This is a genomic window from Enterobacter asburiae, from assembly GCF_007035645.1.
Taxonomy (GTDB): domain Bacteria; phylum Pseudomonadota; class Gammaproteobacteria; order Enterobacterales; family Enterobacteriaceae; genus Enterobacter; species Enterobacter asburiae_B.
Genome location: NZ_AP019632.1, coordinates 1,222,827 through 1,243,542 on the forward strand (window position 1 = coordinate 1,222,827; position 20,716 = coordinate 1,243,542).

The 20,716-nt window shown below is 55.0% G+C and carries 17 protein-coding genes; 11 read left to right on the forward strand and 6 right to left on the reverse strand.

Annotation, left to right across the window (positions count from 1 at the left end):
* Nucleotides 1-64: 64 nt before the first annotated feature.
* Nucleotides 65-1,063, reverse strand: coding sequence for an L-glyceraldehyde 3-phosphate reductase (gene mgrA / locus FOY96_RS05800; RefSeq protein WP_143346637.1), 999 nt, complete (start codon nt 1,061-1,063; stop codon nt 65-67).
* A 184-nt stretch (nt 1,064-1,247) separates the two neighbouring features.
* On the opposite strand from mgrA, the gene ipdC reads away from it, so the two are divergent.
* On the forward strand, nt 1,248-2,906 hold the full coding sequence (gene ipdC / locus FOY96_RS05805) for an indolepyruvate decarboxylase (RefSeq protein ID WP_143346638.1): 1,659 nt from the start codon (nt 1,248-1,250) through the stop codon (nt 2,904-2,906).
* Here ipdC and FOY96_RS05810 read toward each other — a convergent pair whose 3' ends face one another.
* The gene (locus FOY96_RS05810) at nt 2,907-4,142 is read right to left on the reverse strand and encodes an ion channel protein (RefSeq protein ID WP_047060687.1); all 1,236 of its coding nucleotides are present in this window, start codon (nt 4,140-4,142) and stop codon (nt 2,907-2,909) included.
* A gap of 205 nt (nt 4,143-4,347) precedes the next feature.
* Here FOY96_RS05810 and glk point away from each other — a divergent pair, with 205 nt between their 5' ends.
* Complete coding sequence (gene glk, locus FOY96_RS05815; RefSeq protein ID WP_023308713.1) at nt 4,348-5,313, forward strand: glucokinase; 966 nt, start codon at nt 4,348-4,350, stop codon at nt 5,311-5,313.
* Between the two features lie 35 nt (nt 5,314-5,348).
* Here the strand turns inward: glk and FOY96_RS05820 are convergent, their stop codons facing one another.
* Both FOY96_RS05820 and FOY96_RS05825 read right to left on the reverse strand, forming a co-directional pair.
* Nucleotides 5,349-6,080: a LytR/AlgR family response regulator transcription factor gene (locus FOY96_RS05820; protein ID WP_143346639.1), complete on the reverse strand. Its 732-nt coding sequence runs from the start codon at nt 6,078-6,080 to the stop codon at nt 5,349-5,351.
* A 3-nt stretch (nt 6,081-6,083) separates the two neighbouring features.
* Entirely contained in the window at nt 6,084-7,790 is a 1,707-nt protein-coding gene (locus FOY96_RS05825; protein ID WP_143346640.1) for a sensor histidine kinase, read from the reverse strand.
* A 386-nt stretch (nt 7,791-8,176) separates the two neighbouring features.
* Between FOY96_RS05825 and alaC the strand changes: the two genes are divergently transcribed.
* Complete coding sequence (gene alaC, locus FOY96_RS05830; protein ID WP_023308710.1) at nt 8,177-9,415, forward strand: alanine transaminase; 1,239 nt, start codon at nt 8,177-8,179, stop codon at nt 9,413-9,415.
* 52 nt (nt 9,416-9,467) lie between these two features.
* On the opposite strand, the gene ypdK is transcribed toward alaC, so the two are convergent.
* Both ypdK and lpxP read right to left on the reverse strand, forming a co-directional pair.
* Nucleotides 9,468-9,539: a membrane protein YpdK gene (gene ypdK / locus FOY96_RS05835; protein WP_099458937.1), complete on the reverse strand. Its 72-nt coding sequence runs from the start codon at nt 9,537-9,539 to the stop codon at nt 9,468-9,470.
* A 357-nt stretch (nt 9,540-9,896) separates the two neighbouring features.
* On the reverse strand, nt 9,897-10,817 hold the full coding sequence (lpxP, locus tag FOY96_RS05840; protein ID WP_024907634.1) for a kdo(2)-lipid IV(A) palmitoleoyltransferase: 921 nt from the start codon (nt 10,815-10,817) through the stop codon (nt 9,897-9,899).
* A 12-nt stretch (nt 10,818-10,829) separates the two neighbouring features.
* Here lpxP and FOY96_RS22950 point away from each other — a divergent pair, with 12 nt between their 5' ends.
* The 8 genes from FOY96_RS22950 (at nt 10,830) to tssH (ending at nt 20,713) form a co-directional block, all read left to right on the forward strand.
* Nucleotides 10,830-10,970 carry a hypothetical protein gene (locus FOY96_RS22950; RefSeq protein WP_172620498.1) on the forward strand — a complete coding sequence of 47 codons (141 nt, stop codon included), beginning with the start codon at nt 10,830-10,832 and terminating at the stop codon, nt 10,968-10,970.
* Nucleotides 10,971-11,602: 632 nt separating this feature from the next.
* Nucleotides 11,603-12,100, forward strand: coding sequence for a type VI secretion system contractile sheath small subunit (gene tssB, locus FOY96_RS05845; RefSeq protein ID WP_033146135.1), 498 nt, complete (start codon nt 11,603-11,605; stop codon nt 12,098-12,100).
* A gap of 32 nt (nt 12,101-12,132) precedes the next feature.
* Nucleotides 12,133-13,677 (forward strand): type VI secretion system contractile sheath large subunit, encoded by a 1,545-nt coding sequence (gene tssC / locus FOY96_RS05850; RefSeq protein ID WP_033146134.1) that lies wholly within the window; start codon nt 12,133-12,135, stop codon nt 13,675-13,677.
* Nucleotides 13,678-13,695: 18 nt separating this feature from the next.
* Nucleotides 13,696-15,033: a type VI secretion system baseplate subunit TssK gene (gene tssK / locus FOY96_RS05855; RefSeq protein WP_101744635.1), complete on the forward strand. Its 1,338-nt coding sequence runs from the start codon at nt 13,696-13,698 to the stop codon at nt 15,031-15,033.
* Nucleotides 15,030-15,683: a type VI secretion system protein TssL, short form gene (gene tssL / locus FOY96_RS05860; RefSeq protein ID WP_143346641.1), complete on the forward strand. Its 654-nt coding sequence runs from the start codon at nt 15,030-15,032 to the stop codon at nt 15,681-15,683. Before tssK ends, tssL begins: the two co-directional genes overlap by 4 nt.
* 3 nt (nt 15,684-15,686) lie before the next feature.
* Complete coding sequence (locus FOY96_RS05865; protein WP_172620505.1) at nt 15,687-17,411, forward strand: OmpA family protein; 1,725 nt, start codon at nt 15,687-15,689, stop codon at nt 17,409-17,411.
* Nucleotides 17,412-17,416: 5 nt separating this feature from the next.
* Nucleotides 17,417-17,908 (forward strand): type VI secretion system effector Hcp, encoded by a 492-nt coding sequence (hcp, locus tag FOY96_RS05870; protein WP_023325816.1) that lies wholly within the window; start codon nt 17,417-17,419, stop codon nt 17,906-17,908.
* A gap of 171 nt (nt 17,909-18,079) precedes the next feature.
* Nucleotides 18,080-20,713, forward strand: coding sequence for a type VI secretion system ATPase TssH (tssH, locus tag FOY96_RS05875; RefSeq protein ID WP_143346642.1), 2,634 nt, complete (start codon nt 18,080-18,082; stop codon nt 20,711-20,713).
* Nucleotides 20,714-20,716 lie beyond the last annotated feature (3 nt).

Sequence of the window (20,716 nt, forward strand, 5' to 3'; positions counted from 1 at the left end):
AAGCCTCGTTTCATCGCCTCAACTCCGAATTCCTGAGCGAGAGCACTTTTTGCTAAAAGTGATTCTATTTTGAGCTGTTCAGAATCGTGTCAATACGGACAAGTTCTTCCGCAGAGAAATGGCGGTTTTCCAGCATCCCCACGGCATCATCAATCTGGGCCGTTTTACTTGCCCCAATCAGCACTGACGTCACGTTCTCATGGCGTAATACCCAGGCCAGCGCCATCTGGGACAGCTTCTGACCGCGCTCTTCCGCCATGGCGTTCAGCTTTCTTACCTTCTCCAGCTTCTCTTCGGTGATCTGGTCAGGGTTCAGGAACTGACTGCCGCTTGCCGCGCGTGAGTCTGCCGGAATGCCGTTCAGATAGCGGTTGGTCAGTTGTCCACCGGCCAGCGGCGAGAAGGGAATGCAGCCGACCCCTTTTTCCTGCAGCACGTTCAGCAGCCCCTCTTCCGGCGCACGTTCAAAAAGAGAGTATTTTGGCTGGTGGATCAGGCAGGGCGTACCGAGATCGTTAAGGATATCAATCGCCTTGCGAGCCAGTTCCGCAGGGTAGTTGGATAACCCGACATACAGGGCTTTTCCCTGGCGCACCGCATGGTCAAGCGCTTTCATGGTTTCCAGCAGCGGCGTTTGTGGGTCAGGACGGTGATGATAGAAGATATCCACATACTCCAGCCCCATGCGCTTCAGGCTCTGATCCAGGCTTGCCAGCAGATATTTGCGTGACCCCCAGTCGCCGTAAGGGCCATCCCACATGGTATAACCTGCTTTGGTAGAGACGATCAGCTCGTCGCGCCAGGGCAGGAAATCCTCCTGCAAAATACGGCCGAAATTACGTTCGGCCGATCCCGGCGGCGGGCCATAGTTGTTGGCAAGGTCGAAATGCGTAATGCCCAGATCGAACGCGCGCTGTAAAAGTTGACGGCTGTTTTCGATAAGCGTGGTGTCGCCAAAGTTATGCCACAGCCCAAGCGAGATGGCGGGCAACCTGAGTCCGCTTTGCCCGCAGCGACGATACTCCATTGTCCGATAACGATTTTTGTCCGGCTGATAACCCATTCTCATCACCTCTGGCGCTGAAGAAAAAATCAGTGTATGCGTTTACATTAACGCGAAAAAAAGCAGCATAGCGCAGCCTTTTTTGTAAAGCATTCTTTCCATGCTCTTCTTATCGCCAATTCTGGACAGTCATCACGCTTATTTAATACTCAAGGTGAGGTCAACATTAGAAGGATACCTGTTCATGCGTACCCCATACTGCGTCGCCGATTACCTGCTGGACCGTCTTACGGATTGTGGAGCCGATCATCTGTTTGGCGTGCCGGGCGACTATAACCTGCAGTTTCTCGACCATGTGATAGACAGCCCGGATATCTGTTGGGTGGGCTGTGCCAACGAGTTAAACGCCTCCTATGCCGCGGACGGATACGCCCGATGTAAGGGCTTTGCCGCGCTGCTTACGACATTTGGCGTAGGAGAGTTAAGTGCGATGAACGGCATTGCGGGCAGCTACGCTGAGCACGTTCCGGTACTGCATATTGTGGGCGCGCCGGGTACGGCGTCACAGCAAAGAGGGGAGCTGCTGCACCATACGCTGGGCGACGGTGAGTTTCGTCATTTTTACCATATGAGCGAACCGATCACCGTTGCACAGGCGATCCTGACCGAACAAAACGCCTGTTACGAGATTGACCGGGTATTAACTACCATGCTCCGGGAGCGTCGCCCCGGCTATCTGATGCTGCCTGCGGATGTGGCAAAAAAAGCCGCCACGCCTCCTGTAAACGCTCTCACTCTCAAACACGCGCATGCCGATAGCGCCTGCCTGAAAGCGTTCCGGGATGCCGCTGAGAACAGGCTGGCCATAAGCAAACGTACTGCGCTGCTGGCCGATTTCCTTGTCCTGCGCCACGGCCTGAAGCATGCCCTACAGAAGTGGGTCAAGGACGTACCGATGGCACACGCCACTATGCTGATGGGTAAAGGGATATTTGACGAGCGTCACGCCGGTTTTTACGGCACCTACAGCGGTTCGGCGAGCGCCGGTGCGGTAAAAGAGGCGATTGAAGGGGCAGACACGGTGCTGTGCATCGGGACGCGATTTACCGATACCCTGACCGCCGGCTTCACGCATCAGCTAACCCCGTCACAAACAATTGAAGTTCAGCCTCATGCCTCACGCGTCGGTGACGTCTGGTTTACCGGCATCCCCATGCTTCAGGCAATCGAAACGCTGGTGGAGCTGTGTAAACAGCACGTGCACGAAACGCCGGTACCGTCGTCTCAAAGCGCGATGGCCTATCCGCAGCCTGATGTCTCGCTGACGCAGGAGAATTTCTGGAAAACGTTGCAGACGTTTATCCGCCCGGGAGACATCATCCTTGCGGATCAGGGCACCTCGGCCTTCGGCGCGATCGACCTTCGTCTTCCGGCTGATGTGAATTTTATCGTCCAGCCGCTGTGGGGATCGATCGGCTACACCCTGGCCGCAGCGTTTGGCGCGCAAACCGCCTGCCCAAACCGGCGCGTGATTGTGCTGACGGGGGATGGCGCGGCGCAGCTCACCATACAGGAGCTTGGCTCGATGCTGCGCGATAAACAACACCCGATTATTCTGGTCCTTAACAACGAAGGGTACACGGTGGAAAGAGCGATCCACGGGCCGGAACAGCGATATAACGACATTGCGCTATGGAACTGGACGCAAATCCCGCAGGCCCTGAGCCTTGATCCTCAGGCCCAGTGCTGGCGGGTCAGTGAAGTGGAGCAGCTGGCGGATGTCCTTGAGAAAGTGGCGCACCACGAGCGGCTCTCGCTAATTGAGGTGATGCTGCCGAAAGCCGATATCCCGCCGCTGCTGGGGGCGATTACTAAAGCGCTGGAAGCGCGCAATAGCGCCTGATTACTTGTCGTTTCGCCAGGCCATCATCATCGGTTTGCCCGCCAGCAGGAGCCAGGCGGGCAACATCACGATACAGAGCAGGGGGAAAAGCGTCGAATCGGGTACCACTACCGCCGCCATAAACAGGCTGAGCCAGGCGTCACGCGTAACCACCAGAACCAGCCCCAGAATAGAGCAGGAGACGGTAATGGCCGCAGGCACCGCATCGACGTGTTCGTGCAACATCAGCCCCAGCGCTACACCGACAAAGACCACCGGGAAGATGCGTCCACCGCGAAAACCGCAGGCTGCAGCCACCACCAGCGCGGCCAGCTTAATCACGGCAAACAGCAGATAGTCGGAGACGCTAAACACCTGGCTGAAGGCCAGCTGCTGCATCTCATCCAGACCTTTGAACAACGTCACCGTCCCGCCGATTGCCCCTAAAATACCGAGGATCAAACCACCAGCCCCCAGAACTAACACCGGGTGTTTGAGTTTATGCATCAGCCGGTGCAGGCGAGGAAGACACCATACCGCTACCATTCCCAGCGCGATGGCGATCGCGACGACGATGGCGCCGCTGAAAATATCGGCTATCTGCATCTGGCCGTAGTGGGGGAGAGAGAGTGAGAAGTGGGGATGGAAAAACAGGCTGGTCGTCAGCGCGCCAGCGGCTGCTGCCATCAGCGGAGCAAACAGCTTATCCCACAGCGGGACGTCGTTATTGCTGCTGAGCGTCTGAGAAAAGATCAGTGCGGCAGCGACGGGCGTGCCGAAAAGTGCCCCGATGGTGCCTGCGGAGGCGAGGATGGTCCAGTCCAGCGCGCCGACGCGGGGCAAAATGCGTGAACCGAGGAAAACCGCCAGGCCAATATTCACCGCCATAATCGGATGCTCCGGCCCCAGGCTGACGCCGCCGGCCAGACCGATAATCAACGCAATGAGCAGTCCGGGCAGTGCAGAAGGGGGAACCGGGGCGCCAATCAGCGGTTCCTGCGCCGGATCGGGGCCGGCATGGCCGGGACTGAAACGGATCACCAGGCCTACCGCAATACCGGTTAACGTCAGCATCACAACGATCCAGGCAGGGGAATCAGCATTAACCCCCAGTTTTGTCGGAAGCGCTGTCCATAACATGGCTTGCAGCACCGACGCGACTTTCATCACGACAATGAGCACCAGACTTGAGGCCACGCCAATAATTAGCGCCGGAATTGCCAGCAACAGCATGGTTCTGGCTCGCGGGTGGAGCATGATGATTTCCTTGTACAAAACGGCATTACGTTACTTTGCACATTAAGCTTTATGGCAATAGTGCAAAAGGTGCTGAAACGGTAAAGTTATTCTGTGACGAAGATCGATAATCCATGGGCATTCACCTTATGGCCGTTGTTGTTATCACGCCTTGAATTTACAGTGTCCCAAAGATTTATTCTGACTTTAGCGGAGCAGTAGAAGAATGACAAAGTATGCTTTGGTAGGTGATGTGGGCGGCACGAACGCGCGCCTCGCATTGTGCGATGTTAGTAGCGGTGAGATTTCCCGGGCGAAAACCTATTCCGGGCTGGATTATCCAAGCCTTGAGGCCGTTGTCCGCGTCTATCTGGAAGAGCATCAGGTGAGCGTTGAAGACGGCTGCATCGCTATTGCCTGCCCGATAACCGGCGACTGGGTCGCAATGACCAACCATACCTGGGCATTCTCCATCGCCGAGATGAAAAAAAACCTCGGTTTTTCGCATCTTGAAATCATCAATGACTTTACCGCGGTGTCCATGGCGATCCCAATGCTGAAGCCAGAGCATCTGATCCAGTTTGGCGGCGCTGAACCGGTCGAAGGCAAGCCGATTGCGGTTTACGGGGCCGGTACCGGCCTCGGCGTGTCGCATCTGGTGCATGTTGCTCAGCGCTGGGTGAGCCTGCCGGGTGAAGGCGGCCACGTAGACTTTGCGCCAAACAGCGAAGAAGAGGGCATTATCCTCGAAGAGTTACGCGCTGAGATCGGCCATGTCTCCGCCGAGCGCGTCCTTTCAGGTCCGGGGCTGGTGAATCTGTACCGCGCGATTGTGAAATCAGACGGTCGTCTGCCGGAAAACCTGCAGCCGAAAGACGTCACCGAACGCGCGCTGGCGGACAGCTGCATTGACTGTCGTCGTGCCCTGTCGCTGTTCTGCGTGATCATGGGTCGTTTCGGCGGCAACCTGGCGCTGACGCTGGGCACCTTCGGTGGGGTCTATATCGCGGGCGGGATCGTACCGCGCTTCCTCGACTTCTTTAAAGCCTCGGGCTTCCGCGGCGGGTTTGAAGATAAAGGGCGTTTCAGAAGTTACGTGCAGGACATTCCGGTTTATCTGATCGTGCATGATAACCCGGGACTGCTGGGTTCCGGGGCCCATCTGCGTCAGGTTCTCGGTCAAATCCTCTGATGCAGAGCCCTCTCCCGCGGGAGAGGGCGTTTTCTTTACAGGTGCATCAGCTGACGAAACTCTTTCACCTTGCTGCGGCTTACCGGCACCTGAAAATCCAGATCCTTCAGACGCAAAATGTAGGTGTTGTTAAACCACGGTTCGATCTCGCGGATTTTGTTTAAATTTACGCAAAACGACCGGTGGCAGCGGAAAAAGTGTGCTGTCGGCAGCTTGCTGCAGAATTCGGTAATGTTCATCGCCATCACGTACGATTCCCGCCGCGTATAGACAAACGTCATCTTTTCGTGCGCTTCGGCGTAATAGATATCGTTGACCGGCGTCACGATGATGCGCTCGTCTTTGACCAGATTAATGGTGTCGTTTTCGCGTACCATTGGGGTGGCGCTAGCGGGAGCGGTCTGCTGCTGCCATGCGGCTTCCAGCTTTTGCAGCATGCTGACAATCCGCGACTCCTGATAAGGCTTAAGAATATAGTCAAACGCCTCCAGCTCGAAGGCCTCTACGGCGTGCTCTTTCCAGGCGGTAACGAAAACGATAAACGGCTTATGGGCAAACTGATTGATGTTTTGCGCCAGCAATACGCCATCCAGCGACGGGATATTGATATCCAGGAAAATCGCATCGACCCGGTTATGCTGCAAAAATTTCAGTACGTCCAGACCATCATCAAACGTGCCTACAATCTCCATCTGGCTGTGGGTTTTGATAATCCAGGTGAGCTCCTGCTGAGCCAGGAATTCATCTTCTACGATGATAACTTTCATGGGTTACTCCACCTGGGGCAACAGTGATGTCGTCGTATGCGCGCGCGAGCGCGCATTCGGGACGTAAAAAGCAATTTCGGTGCCCGGCTCAAGACGTTGAATATGCAGACCGTCGCCGTAAAGCAGCTTGACCCGGTGGTGCACGTTCAGCAGACCGATTTTATTCCCCGGCATCTCGTTAGACTCCACGCGCTCAATGACTTTTGGATCAATCCCGTGGCCGGTATCGCGCACGGCAATCCGCACCCGGTTGCCGCTTTCGGTGACGCTAATGGTGACGACGCCTTTGCCTTTACAGGGCTGAATACCGTGAACAATCGCGTTTTCGACCAGCGGCTGAATAAGCAGGCTCGGGATCACGCAGTTGACCTCTTCATCAATATCGTAAATGACCGTGAGCTTGTCGCCAAAGCGGGCCTGCTCAATCGCGATGTAGTCCTTGATCTGATACAGCTCTTTTTTGATGTCGATCTGCTCGTCATCTTTCAGCTCGATGTTGTAGCGCAGATAGCGCGACAGGTTAAAAATCAGCTGGCGCGCGGTGTCCGGATTAAGGCGAATGGACGAGGAGATAGCGTTCAGCGCGTTAAACAGGAAATGGGGATTGATTTTACTCTGCAGCGCGCGCAGCTCTGCCTTATTTGCCATCTCGCGCAGCTGTTCCGCCCGCGAAACCTCAAGCTGGGTGGAGATTATCTGCGACAGGCCGATGGCCATCTCCTGCAGCGTCGAGGTGATCTGATGCGCGTGGCAATAATAAATTTTCAGCGTGCCCGTCACGACGCCTTTCTCCCACAGCGGGATGACCAGCATCGAGTGGATTTCCGGCGTTCGGTGGGCTTCATCATTGTTTTTAATAATGATTTTACCGTAGTTAATCGCCTGTCTGGTGGTCGGGCTTATGGTGTCATCGTTGTCGCGATAGTTGTGCTCCCCGACGCCAACGTAGGCCAGCACGTGGTCAATATTGGTGATGGCGACGGCGTCAGCGTGGATGTCATGGCGAATGATCTCGCAGACCTGACGCAACGATTCCGCGTTAACGTGGCGGAAGAGAGGCAGCGTTTTGTTGGCGATATCCAGCGCCAGCTTGGCCTGACGGGCGGCGCTGGCCTCTTTTTCCCCTTCAACGCTTTGCACCAGCAGCACGATAAAACCGATGCACACGCTGCCCAGGATCATCGGAATACCGATTTTCGAGACGATATCCAGCCCCAGCTCGGTGGTGGGAGCCCAGACGACGACCAGGATCATGGTCAGCGTTTCGCACACCATGCCTGCGACGATCCCGGCGCGCCAGCGCTGTTTTTTCGGTATTTTGCGGCTGATCCAGCCGGAAAGCACCCCGGCGATAATGCTGGTGATAAAGCACGGCACCGCCGTTACGCCACCGATATCAATCAGATAGCGGTGCGTCCCGGCAATCAGGCCGGTGATAACGCCCACCCACGGACCAAACAAAATCCCGCCGGACATGACGGCGATAATGCGCACGTTAACCAGCGAACCCTCTACCGGCACGCCGGACCAGGTGCTGAACAGGGCGAACAGCGAAAAGATGGCGGTAACGGCCAGTAGCTCTTTTGGCGAGTGGGCTGATTTGTGCAGCAGCTCGCGAAACAGGCGAATGCGAATGAGGAAGAACAGGCAAATCAGCATTAATGCCGCACGGTCAAAAACCGCCAGCAGCATAGTGAATATTTCGTGCACGAGTAGACCTGGGAAAACGGGAAAGAACCATGATAAAAAACCTGGCGCGTATTGACCAGCTATCCGTCAGGTTTATCAAATGAGGAAAAACCATAATTTTGAAAGGGGATTATCTGGCGATGACCGAGGCGTCCTGTTTTTTTCTGAACGGCGAATCATCAGGTAACTGGTTTGATATCATCCTGTTAAATAACAGCTATCAGACAGCCTATCCCGAAACAGGGGCTTCCGCTTTTAGGCGCAGCCGAGTTCCGGTTTTTAGTCGAGCGCTTTTTTTTCATTTCCCTCTCGACAGCATGATTTTTTTCAGGTTATTTTCTAAACATGCCACATCAGTGGCAGCGTCGCTCGGACGGTCCGGGCGCTAACGTTAATCTGAGGAATCTATGGCTGAATTCAGTCCTGAACGCCGTTTTACGCGTATCGATCGTCTCCCCCCTTATGTTTTCAATATCACTGCTGAACTGAAAATGGCTGCGCGTCGGCGTGGCGAAGATATTATCGATTTCAGCATGGGTAACCCTGACGGCCCAACGCCACCGCATATCGTTGAAAAGCTCTGCACGGTTGCCCAGCGCCCGGATACGCACGGCTACTCGACCTCTCGCGGTATTCCCAGGTTACGTCGCGCGATCTCGCGCTGGTATCAGGATCGCTATCAGGTTGATATCGATCCGGAAAGTGAAGCGATTGTCACCATCGGCTCGAAAGAGGGGCTGGCACACCTGATGCTGGCCACGCTGGATCATGGCGACACGGTGCTGGTGCCTAATCCAAGCTATCCGATCCATATCTACGGTGCGGTAATTGCCGGGGCGCAGGTCCGTTCTGTGCCGCTGGTGGAAGGTGTCGATTTCTTTAACGAACTGGAACGTGCGATTCGCGAAAGCTATCCGAAACCCAAGATGATGATCCTCGGTTTCCCGTCGAACCCAACGGCGCAGTGCGTGGAGCTTGATTTCTTCGAGAAAGTTGTCGCCCTGGCCAAGCGTTATGACGTGCTGGTGGTTCACGATTTAGCCTATGCAGATATCGTCTATGACGGCTGGAAAGCCCCGTCGATTATGCAGGTCCCGGGCGCGCGTGATGTGGCGGTAGAGTTCTTCACCCTGTCGAAAAGCTACAACATGGCGGGCTGGCGCATTGGCTTTATGGTGGGTAACAAAACGCTGGTGAGTGCCCTGGCGCGCATTAAGAGTTACCACGACTACGGTACCTTCACGCCGCTGCAGGTCGCCGCTATCGCTGCCCTGGAAGGCGACCAGCAGTGCGTCCACGAGATTGCCGCCCAGTATAAGCGCCGCCGCGACGTGCTGGTAAAGGGGTTGCATGAAGCGGGCTGGATGGTGGAAATGCCGAAGGCGTCTATGTACGTCTGGGCGAAAATTCCGGAGCCCTATGCGGCGATGGGATCGCTGGAGTTTGCTAAAAAGCTGCTTCAGGATGCAAAGGTGTGTGTCTCGCCTGGCATTGGATTCGGTGATTATGGCGACACCCATGTGCGATTTGCCCTGATTGAAAACAGCGACCGTATTCGTCAGGCGGTGAGGGGCATCAAGAGTATGTTCCGGGCCGACGGTCTTCTGACCTCAAAGAGCGTCGCTGAACATCCCGCGTCGTCATGACATAAAAAAACAGGAGCCGTTGGCTCCTGTTTTTTTGACTGCATGTTCTTCACTAGATCATCAGGGCAAAGGTTCCGGCCCAGACTAAAACAATCACCGAAATGCCCATAAAGAAATATTTCACGTTTCATCGCTCCGCGTATCTTGTGGTACGCATTTAAAAACAGAGTCCACCTGATTATAGAGAACTGAAATCCGGTCAAAACGGAAATGAGAATTTTCCCGTTATGCCGTTAACTCCAGCTCAGAATTCTGTGCTTTCCTGTTGCCAGACGGCGCTAATGTACGCTTAAAAATGAGGGGTGACAAGAGGGATTTTTTTAAATAATTTCCGTCACTTACGAGTGTCGTGGAACGGCGACAGTTTGATTTCACTTCGCAATAAATTCACTTTGGGCGACGCATTAAAAGACAGTTACTCAGCGGGAAGACAGGTGATTGAAAAGGTTAGTTTCTTAGCGAAACTAACCTTCATGAAGGGCTAAATATAGAGCGAGGCTTCGCCAAGAGGGCGGGTTTTGAAACGACGATGCATCCACAGATATTGCTCTGGCGCGCGCATGATTTCAGTTTCGATGACTTTATTGATAAACGCGGCCGCTTCGCACTCGTTTTCCGGATAGTTAGCCATTTCAGGGGAGATGTGCAGGCGGTAGCCTGACTTATCTGCTTTTCTCACCATCGTCACGGTCAGCATGGAAGCACCAGACAGACGCGAAATGACAAACGTACCGTTAGTCGTCGCAACGTCTTTCACCGCAAAGAAAGGCGCAAAGCTGCTGCCTTTACGTCCATAATCCTGATCGGGTGCAAACCAGACGGCTTCTCCTTTCTTGAGAGCACCGACCATACCGCGCAGGTTATTACGGCTGATCATCGCCTTATTGGAACGCATACGGCCTCGCGTCTGCACCCATTCCATAAGCGCACTGTTGTGCGGTCTGTAGGTTGCCATCATTGGCTGGCAAAGCCCCATCACGCGGCCGCCCAGCTCCAGCGACATAAAGTGAACGCCGACGACCATCACGCCGCGTTTTTGCATCTGCGCGCGTTTAAGGTTATCCAGGCCTTCCACGTCAAACCATTTGCGGACACGTTCATCTGGCCAGAACCATGCCATGCCGGTTTCAAGCAGCGCCATGCCGATAGACTTGAAGTTTTCAGCGATGAGTTTCTCACGCTCCTCTGCATTGTACTGCGGAAAACAAAGCTCAATATTTTTACGCGCGATGGATTCGCGACGTTTCAGGAAAACGCGGGAAGCGCTGCCCAGTTTTGACCCCAGCAAGCGCAGGACAGGGTACGGAAGTTGAACCAGCAACCAGAGTACGCCAAGGCCAAACCATGTAAACCAGTAACGCGGGTGTAAAAACGCACGTTGAAATTTGGATTGAGACAAAATAGTAGAACCTATGTGAAGCCTGTAAAGGTAGCGCAGAGTTTGCGATACGACGTGCCGATAAGACCGTTCTTCAAGGTGATGGTTGCAGGCTTTACCGAACTTTACTGCGGCGTTGCCTGGCCACTGCTGATTTGGGCGGGCGGCGTAATGTAGCACCGTTATACGATATGTGCTATTACTCGTTTTTGATTAAAAAAGCGGCGATCCGGGAGGTGTTTGATTTTACACTGTATAAACTCCAGAAGGGAGAGCAGTTCTCATGCCTGAGAGGAGAACTGAAGTCTTTGCGCAAAGAGGAGTGGGCAGACAAAAGAGCAGCAGTGTTTATTTTCGGACCCGCATCTACATTTTATTTTCCTTCGAATAATAAATAAGAATTTTCTTTGTGAAAATTCTTATTTATTATTCATGTTATCAATCAATTCGTCACTCTTCTTCATTCATTAACCTCTGTCATTTATCTGCTTGCAATAACCTGTTGCCGTTCCTTCATCTTTTTTTAATATCATGTTGTGATGCAAATCAAAACAAGATGGTTTTATTAGCATCTCTCTGGCTGCGATCCTTTTTACGGTGCAAATATTCGCTTTGTGTGAAAAAAGCAGTGTCTTTCCCTGAGCTGAACGGATAATCCGTAATAATATCTTAGTGGAAAATTCTTAAGAAATTTCTCATTGCGGATAAATGATCTGTGTATTTGATTTTACATCGATCATTATTCTAATATTGCGCATCAAGAACGATACCGTGAAGTTGGCGTAGCAAAAACAAAGAGGGATGATGAGATGGCTGACAGTTTTCAGAATGAGGTGCCTAAGGCACGTATTAACCTTAAGCTTGACCTGCATACAGGCGGGGCAAGCAAGAAAATGGAATTACCGCTGAAATTACTGGTTGCGGGTGATTTCAGTAATGGGCAAGAGTCTGCTCAAATATCTGAGCGTGAGAAAGTTAACATCACGAAAAATAATTTCGACAGTGTTCTTTCTGAATACTCCCCAAAACTTAATCTAACCGTTAAAAATACGCTCTCTGATGATGGTGGTGAGGAAAATGTTCAGCTGACTTTCCAGAGCATGAAAGATTTCACGCCAGAGCAGGTGGCTGCTCAGATACCGCAGCTGAAGGCGATGCTGGCGATGCGCAACTTGCTTCGCGATCTGAAGGCCAATTTGCTGGATAACCAGACTTTCCGAAAAGAGCTGGAAAAAATCCTTCTGGACCAGTCGCTTAGTGCTGAACTGAGAAATGAACTATCCGCACTGGCATCAAGAAAATCGTAACCATCACGCTGTTTTAACGGATTAAACAAGGAATGCTCATGTCTGTACAAAATAATATTGCCGGTAGTGAAAGCGTGGTGCTGGAACGTCCTGCTGCGGGTGGGGTTTACGCCTCCCTGTTTGAGAAAATCAATCTGAATCCTGTCTCTGAGTTGAGCGCATTAGACCTCTGGCAAGATGCGCAGGCGATGTCAGATGCAACCGCTGATGAGCGTCTGACTGCAGGTATGCAAGTCTTTCTGGAATGTCTGACCAAAGCAGGCGCGAAGGTCGAAAAACTGGATAAAAGCCTTATCGATCATCACATCGCTGAGCTCGATTACCAGATCAGCCGCCAGCTGGACGCGGTTATGCACCATGACGAGTTTCAGGCGGTCGAAAGCCTGTGGCGTGGGGTGAAATCACTGATTGATAAAACAGATTTTCGCCAGAACGTGAAAATTGAGCTTCTGAGTATGTCCAAAGAAGACCTGCGGCAGGACTTTGAAGATACCCCGGAAATCATCCAGAGTGGTCTGTATAAACACACCTACATTGATGAATATGATACTCCAGGCGGCGAGCCGATTGCGGCACTGATTTCCGCTTACGAGTTTGATGCTTCAGCGCAGGATGTCGCTCTGCTTCGCAACATCTCTAAGGTATCCGCTGCTGCACATATGCCGTTTATCGGCTCAGCAGGCCCGAAATTCTTCCTTAAAGAGTCCATGGAAGACGTCGCGGCGATTAAAGATATTGGTAATTATTTTGACCGCGCAGAGTACATCAAGTGGAAATCGTTCCGCGATACTGATGACGCTCGCTACATCGGCCTGGTCATGCCGCGCGTATTGGGACGTTTGCCGTATGGCCCGGACACCGTTCCGGTTCGCAGCTTCAACTATGTCGAAGAAGTCAAAGGTCCCGATCACGACAAATACCTGTGGACCAATGCATCGTTTGCCTTCGCGTCCAACATGGTGCGCAGCTTTATCAATAATGGCTGGTGTGTACAAATCCGTGGCCCGCAGGCTGGTGGTGCGGTTCAGGACCTGCCTATCCATCTGTACGATCTCGGTACCGGCAATCAGGTAAAAATCCCGAGTGAAGTGATGATTCCTGAAACCCGTGAATTCGAATTCGCGAATCTGGGCTTCATTCCTTTGTCCTACTACAAAAACCGCGACTACGCGTGCTTCTTCTCAGCCAACTCAACTCAGAAACCGGCGCTGTACGACACCGCTGATGCGACGGCTAACAGCCGCATCAACGCCCGTCTTCCGTACATCTTCCTGCTGTCGCGTATCGCCCATTACCTGAAGCTGATTCAGCGCGAGAACATTGGTACCACGAAGGACCGCCGACTGCTGGAGCTGGAGCTGAACACGTGGGTCCGCAGCCTGGTGACCGAAATGACCGATCCGGGCGACGAGTTGCAGGCTTCTCACCCGCTGCGCGACGCGAAGGTGGTAGTGGAAGACATCGAAGACAACCCGGGCTTCTTCCGCGTGAAGCTGTACGCCGTGCCGCACTTCCAGGTGGAGGGCATGGACGTCAATCTGTCGCTGGTTTCCCAGATGCCGAAAGCGAAATCGTAAGGCGAGAGGAAATCAGGGATGAAAATTTACCGCCCGCTTTGGGAGGATGGGGCCGCTCTGGCCCCGCAACAGTTCCAGCAGCAGGTTCGCTGGAATGAGCACGTTGCCGACATGGTCGCCCGGATGGGTATTTCTCATCCCTGGGGCGTGGTTGCGGCAGAATTTGATGATGCTGCACTGGCGCTCTCTCGCCTGAATGCCATCCGTCTGGTGGTACGCTTTCAGGACGGTACTCTTGTGGATACCGACCTGGCAGATACGCTTCCTCCGGTCTGTGACTTGTCTGTTGCAGCCGGCAGTGAATCTGTTGAGGTGGTTGTCGCACTACCGCTGCTGAGTGCCAGTGGTGGCAACCTGGATAACGGCCAGGACAGTGAGCGTCCGCGTCGCTGGAAAGCGGAGCGTGTGGTAGTGCAGGAACTGGCCGGGTATGAAAGCGGGGAGTTGGCCATTCTGCGTAATGCGCTAACCTTGCGTCTATCCAGTCAGGAAAACACGGCATACCTGACCTGTCCGGTGGTCCGTTTGGTGCGCAATACGCAGGGGCAGTGGAGCCGGGATCCGGCTTTCATTCCGCCAATGCTTTCCATTTCTGCAAGCCCGCCGCTGACCATCGAACTGGGTGACCTGCTGGTTCGTCTGCAGGCCCGCCGCCGTCGCCTGATGACCATGCGTCGTGAAAGCAATGAGCGGATGGCCGACTTTGCGGTCGCGGATGTGTCTCTGTTCTGGCTGCTGAATGCCCTGAACAGCGCCGAGCCGGTGCTGACGGAACTGCTGGAGACACCGGCTCGTCACCCGGAATTGCTGTACCGCGAACTGACTCGTCTCGCTGGCAGCCTGCTGACCTTCTCACTGGAGCACGATGCCGGGGACATTCCTGCTTATCAACACGATGCACCGGAACGGGTATTCCCGCCGCTGCTGGCACTGCTCGATAAACTACTGGAAGCGAGCCTGCCGTCGAGGGTGGTGAGTATCCACCTGGAGCATCAGGACCAGATCTGGAGAGGTGCCCTGCACGATGCGCGTCTGCGCGAAGGTGCTGACTTCTACCTATCCGTACGCTCCTCTATGCCGAACCATGAGCTTCAGACGAAATTCCCGCAGCTGTGTAAGGCGGGCAGCTTTGAAGATGTTTCGGATGTGGTGAATGTGGCTCTGAGCGGGATGGTTATCAAGCCGCTGACCCATGTGCCGACCGCTATCCCGTTACGTCTTGAGAACCAGTATTTCTCGCTGGATCTGAGTAGTGAGGCAGCGCGGGCGATGCTGGAAGCGGGAAGCTGCACCTTCTATACCCCGCGCTCACTGGGGGATGTGAAACTTGAACTCTTTGCGGTGCTGCGCACATGAATACATCAGAAATAAGTCAAATTGAGCGTATTTTCTACCCCAGCTGGCTGATGGCCAGCCAGCTGCGGGGTGGACAGGAGGTTCGTGACGGGGAAGGTCTCTATCGTCGGGCCTGCCGTCTGGTGCAGGAGGCAAAAGCGGCGCTCACGGAGGCAGGTTACAGCGACATCAGCCGTGACCATATGGTGTATACCCTGTGTGCACTGCTCGATGAGAGCGTGATGAATCGGGGAACCACCGATGATGGCTACCTGATCTGGCGCCGGGACCCGCTGCAGGCACACTTCTTTGGCACCCTCAATGCCGGTGAGGAACTGTGGGAAAGGATCCGAAGCCTGCTGAAAGAAACTGCGCCTGATACCGCTGTCCTGACCTGTATGTATCGGACTTTGCAACTGGGGTTCGTCGGTCAGTATCGCGCTCAGGATGATGAGCGTCGGGAAGATATTGTTCGCGCTCTCGCAGAACGGGTGCCCACCTTCACGCTGGCACAAGACGCCCCCATCGTTGCCCGCGCATCGCGCCTGCGCAGCGGCCGTCGCTGGTACTGGCTGAGCTGGGTTGTGGCTGTCGCCGCCCTGGTTGCGCTCTGGTTCTTCCTTTCGTCTTCGCTTACCGAGCTGGTAAGCCAGATCGTCAGGCCGGAGTAAGCGATGCGGGATACGTACCGAAGTCTGTTAACTGCCCTGGGTACCGTACTGGCGCTGTGGCTCATTCTGGGATTCTGGCCCTTGTCCTCAGGTAGTCGTGTGGCAATCAGCCTGCTGGTTGTTCTGATGTCCGGGGTGATGTTATGGCGTCAGCGTCGGGCTACTCAGGCACGGGCGGCCGCTGTCCGGGATATTGTGGATGAAAACCTGCCGCCGGAAGATTTTCAGGGGGCGGTGATCCTCGCATGTGGCGACAACACTCCGTTGTTTGCGTCCGGCTTCCATCGCCGGGAAACCCGGCAAGGTTGGTATCTGCGGGTGAAGGATGCGGAACAGCTTCCCCTCTTTGCGCAGCACCTGAGTTTGATGCGTCCAGCCCTGGCGTCGCAAATCTCCGTCATGCTGGCGGCGGTACCTGAACAGCACACTTCCGGCGATGATTTTACCCAGTCCCTGCGGGGCTGGCAGCGGGCTGTCGTGCAGTGCCGTGCGGCATTTGGCACGATCCCACCGCTGTGGACCGTGACCTGGGTATCGCCTCCTGTGGCCTGCGCGGAAGCTGAACCCGTCTGGTTTAGCACAGTCAGCCCGCGAAGCGGCATTCAGGTGTATCAGCCCGGTCAGGGCAATGTGTCACTGACAGAGTGGATCCGGGAGAGTGGATCTGACGGGCGTCTTTCGCGTCTGAGTCAGGGGCTGTGGCTGGACAGCCTACTTGCGTGGCAGAACAGCGCAGTCAATGACCTGCTGTCGGTGCGCCAGGGCGAACTGCCGGTGATGAAGCCTTGTGTACAGGGCATGTGCATAGTGCCGGTGAGCGGTATCGAGGGCAATCTCTGGCAGCAGCATATCACTACCGTGACGGCGCTGCCACCAGATACCGTTGTGACCACCGAACCACTACCGTTGCCTGAACTGCTGCTGCCGGCGCTGCCGCGCCGACGGGGCGTCAGCCGCAGAATGGTGTTCTGGCGTTACGCCGGGTTTCTGGGCGGGATTTTCCTGGCACTTGCCATGCTGGCATCTTGGATGAACAACCAGCGTCTCATCCGTAATGTGGGCGATCACCTTGCGTTGTATCACCAACTGACGGGAAAGCCTGTGGCACCGAAACTGCGCGCACAGCAGCGCCTCAGAGCCGATGGCGCATTGCTGAACGACTGGGCGCGTCGCGGGGAGCCACTGCGTTATCGCCTGGGTTTGTATCAGGGGCTGCGCCTGGTGCCGCCTGTTGAGGCCGCCGTCAGCGACTGGGCCCCGCCCCCACCGCCGCCACCGGTCATCAAGAAAATCATTCAGGGTCCGAAAACCCTTCGTCTTGACAGCATGTCGCTGTTCGATTCTGGCAAGTCGGCGCTGAAAGCCGGTTCGACCAAAATGCTTGTGAATTCTCTGGTCGGCGTGAAGGCGAAGCCCGGCTGGCTGATTGTCGTGTCAGGGCATACCGATAACACCGGCAATCCGCAACTAAACCAGGCGTTGTCTCTGAAACGTGCCGAAGCGGTGCGCAGCTGGATGCGTGACACCGGCGACGTGCCGGAAAGTTGTTTTGCGGTGCAGGGCTATGGCAAAAGCCGCCCTGTCGCAACCAACGACACCCCGGAAGGGCGTGCGCTTAACCGCCGTGTCGAAATCAGTCTGGTACCGCAGGCAAATGCCTGTCAGATACCCGGCAAACACATGGCGCCATCGCAGGATGATGGCGTCTCAGAAAATAAAACGGAGTAATTAACATGGCAATTCCTGTTTATCTTTGGCTGAAGGACGACGGCGGCGCGGACATCAAAGGGTCTGTTGACGTTCAGGATCGTGAAGGCAGCATCGAAGTGGTTGCACAGGAGCATAACCTGTACATCCCGACCGACAACAATACCGGCAAGCTGACCGGCACCCGCATCCACACGCCGTTCCTGTTCACGAAGGAAATCGATTCCTCCAGCCCGTACCTGTACAAGGCGGTGACCACGGGTCAGACCCTAAAATCCGCTGAGTTCAAGTGGTACAAAATCAACGACGCGGGCCAGGAAGTGGAGTACTTCAACACCAAACTGGAAAACGTGAAGGTAGTGAAAGTGAATCCTGAAATGTATGACATCAAGGATCCTTCTAAAGAGAAGCACAACCACCTTGAACGCGTTGAACTGCGTTACGAAAAAATCACCTGGACCTACAAAGACGGCAACATCATTCATTCCGACTCCTGGAACGAACGCGCCACCGCGTAAGTCGCATGCGGACAGGGCCCTGTCCGCAGTTTTTTGCTGAGTGCCTGTACGTAACGGGCTTTCAGCAAAGAAAACCACAAACTGCCAGCCTGACCATATGCGCTTTGGTCCCCTTCACGGGAAACAGCGAGGGGCGGTAGCGTGTCCAGGAACCGACAAAGAGAGAATCTCATGGAAAATCCAGCCATCCTGTTACGTCGTCTGAACCCTTACTGTGCCCGTGCGATGGAAGGCGCGGCGTCGCTCTGCCAGACCCGCGCCCATGCGGAAATTTTGCCGGAGCACTGGCTGCTAAAACTGCTGGAGCAGGGGGAAGGTGACCTGACGGTGTTGGCGCGTCGCTATGAATGGGATATGGATGGCATCTGGCAGGATTTGCTTGGCTGGCTCGACAGACAACCTCGCTCCGTGCGCCATCGCCCCCAGCTGTCTGATGCCATTCAGACGCTGATGCAGGAAGCCTGGATGATTGCCTCCCTTAATAGCGAAGAGCACATTCGCAGCGTCCATCTGCTGATGGCCCTGGTGGAAAAACCAAAACTGGCACGTTGTGACGGCCTTTGGCCGTTGTTAACGCTTGCTCAAAGCCAGCTGGAGCGCCTGCGGCCTTTGTTGGATGCGCAATCGGATGAACGTCTGGAAATGCAGCGCGAAGCTGAACTGGCGCAGAACCACGGTGGTGAGATGGAATTTGTCGGGCGTCCGGCTGGTGTGGAAATGAAAGAGGGGGAACTGAGCCCTGCACTGCAGAACTCGCTGGATAAATTCACCCTCGATGTCACTGCCAAAGCGAAGGAAGGGAAGATCGATCCTGTGTTTGGCCGCGATACAGAAATCCGCCAGATGGTGGACATCCTTTCCCGCCGCCGTAAAAACAACCCGATCCTGGTCGGCGAGCCGGGCGTGGGGAAAACTGCACTGGTTGAAGGTCTGGCGTTGCGTATAGCCGAGGGTAATGTGCCGGAATCCCTCAAAACGGTTACCCTGCGCACCCTTGACCTGGGTCTGCTGCAGGCTGGCGCGGGCGTGAAAGGTGAGTTCGAACAGCGTCTGAAAAACGTCATCGACGCGGTGCAGCAATCGCATGTACCTGTTCTGCTTTTTATTGATGAAGCGCATACCATCATTGGCGCAGGTAATCAGGCGGGTGGTGCAGATGCGGCCAACCTGCTGAAACCGGCGCTGGCGCGTGGCGAACTGCGTACTATTGCGGCCACCACCTGGTCTGAATACAAACAATACTTCGAGCGTGACGCCGCCCTGGAACGTCGTTTCCAGATGGTAAAAGTGGATGAGCCTGACGATGACACTGCCTGCCTGATGCTCCGTGGCCTGAAATCCCGCTATGCCGAACACCACAATGTGCATATCACCGACGATGCGGTTCGTGCGGCAGTTACTCTTTCACGTCGTTATCTGACCGGGCGTCAGCTTCCTGATAAAGCGGTCGATCTGCTGGACACCGCTGCCGCTCGCGTGCGTATGAGCCTCGACACCGTACCTGAACAGCTAATCCGCCTTCGCGCGAGTATCGCTGCGCTCGACATGGAGAAGCAGGCGTTACTGGAAGATATCGCCATTGGCAATCAGTGTCATGCCGAGCGTTTGAGCGAGATTGAGCAGGAAGAGGTGCGCCAGATAGTGACACTCGACGAACTGGAAACCCAGTACGGTCAGGAGATGAAACTCACCGAGCAGATACGCGAAAGCCGTCAGGATATATCACGCCAGCGTGAGACTCACAGGCTGCAACAGGAGCTTAACGAGATGCAGCGCAGCAACCCGTTGCTCTCCATGGATGTGGATGTCCGCACCGTTGCCAACGTGATTGCCGACTGGACAGGCGTGCCGTTGTCATCGCTGATGAAGGACGAGCAGACCGAACTGCTGACTCTGGAAAATGAAATCGGTAAACGTGTGGTTGGGCAGGATGTGGCGCTTGAGGCTATCGCCCGACGTCTGCGTGCGGCAAAAACGGGTCTCACCTCCGAGAATGGCCCACAGGGCGTATTCCTGCTGGTGGGACCGAGCGGGGTGGGGAAAACCGAAACCGCGCTTGCGCTGGCCGATGTCATGTACGGCGGTGAGAAGTCACTCATTACGATTAACCTCTCAGAATACCAGGAGCCGCATACGGTTTCCCAGCTGAAGGGCTCACCTCCGGGTTACGTCGGTTATGGCCAGGGAGGGATCCTGACCGAAGCCGTGCGCAAGCGCCCGTATAGTGTGGTTTTGCTCGATGAAGTCGAAAAAGCCCACCGCGACGTGATGAACCTGTTTTATCAGGTGTTTGATCGCGGCTTTATGCGTGATGGCGAAGGGCGTGAAATCGACTTCCGCAACACCGTTATTCTGATGACCTCCAACCTCGGCAGCGACCACCTGATGCAGTTGCTCGACGAACAGCCGGAGGCCAGCGAAGGCGATCTCCACGAGCTGCTGCGTCCGATCCTGCGTGACCACTTCCAGCCCGCGTTGCTGGCCCGCTTCCAGACCGTCATTTACCGTCCGCTGGCGGAAGCGGCCATGCGTACCATCGTGGAAATGAAGCTGTTACAGGTTAGCAAGCGCCTGCATCGACACTACGGCCTGACCACGCACATTGATGAGAGCCTGTATGACGCCCTGACTGCCGCCTGCCTGCTGCCGGACACCGGCGCACGCAACGTCGACAGCCTGCTGAACCAGCAAATCCTGCCGGCGCTGAGCCAGCAACTGCTCACGCACATGGCCGCGAAGCAGAAGCCACACAGCCTGACGCTGGGCTGGGATGACGAAGAAGGGATTGTGCTGGCGTTTGATTAACTG

Bases quoted from the DNA above. Each gene is read 5' to 3' on its own strand.
- mgrA (WP_143346637.1), bottom strand. From the start codon at position 1,063: ATGGGTTATCAGCCGGACAAAAATCGTTATCGGACAATGGAGTATCGT.
- ipdC (WP_143346638.1), top strand. From the start codon at position 1,248: ATGCGTACCCCATACTGCGTCGCCGATTACCTGCTGGACCGTCTTACG.
- FOY96_RS05810 (WP_047060687.1), bottom strand. From the start codon at position 4,142: ATGCTCCACCCGCGAGCCAGAACCATGCTGTTGCTGGCAATTCCGGCG.
- glk (WP_023308713.1), top strand. From the start codon at position 4,348: ATGACAAAGTATGCTTTGGTAGGTGATGTGGGCGGCACGAACGCGCGC.
- FOY96_RS05820 (WP_143346639.1), bottom strand. From the start codon at position 6,080: ATGAAAGTTATCATCGTAGAAGATGAATTCCTGGCTCAGCAGGAGCTC.
- alaC (WP_023308710.1), top strand. From the start codon at position 8,177: ATGGCTGAATTCAGTCCTGAACGCCGTTTTACGCGTATCGATCGTCTC.
- tssB (WP_033146135.1), top strand. From the start codon at position 11,603: ATGGCTGACAGTTTTCAGAATGAGGTGCCTAAGGCACGTATTAACCTT.
- tssC (WP_033146134.1), top strand. From the start codon at position 12,133: ATGCTCATGTCTGTACAAAATAATATTGCCGGTAGTGAAAGCGTGGTG.
- tssK (WP_101744635.1), top strand. From the start codon at position 13,696: ATGAAAATTTACCGCCCGCTTTGGGAGGATGGGGCCGCTCTGGCCCCG.
- tssL (WP_143346641.1), top strand. From the start codon at position 15,030: ATGAATACATCAGAAATAAGTCAAATTGAGCGTATTTTCTACCCCAGC.
- FOY96_RS05865 (WP_172620505.1), top strand. From the start codon at position 15,687: ATGCGGGATACGTACCGAAGTCTGTTAACTGCCCTGGGTACCGTACTG.
- hcp (WP_023325816.1), top strand. From the start codon at position 17,417: ATGGCAATTCCTGTTTATCTTTGGCTGAAGGACGACGGCGGCGCGGAC.
- tssH (WP_143346642.1), top strand. From the start codon at position 18,080: ATGGAAAATCCAGCCATCCTGTTACGTCGTCTGAACCCTTACTGTGCC.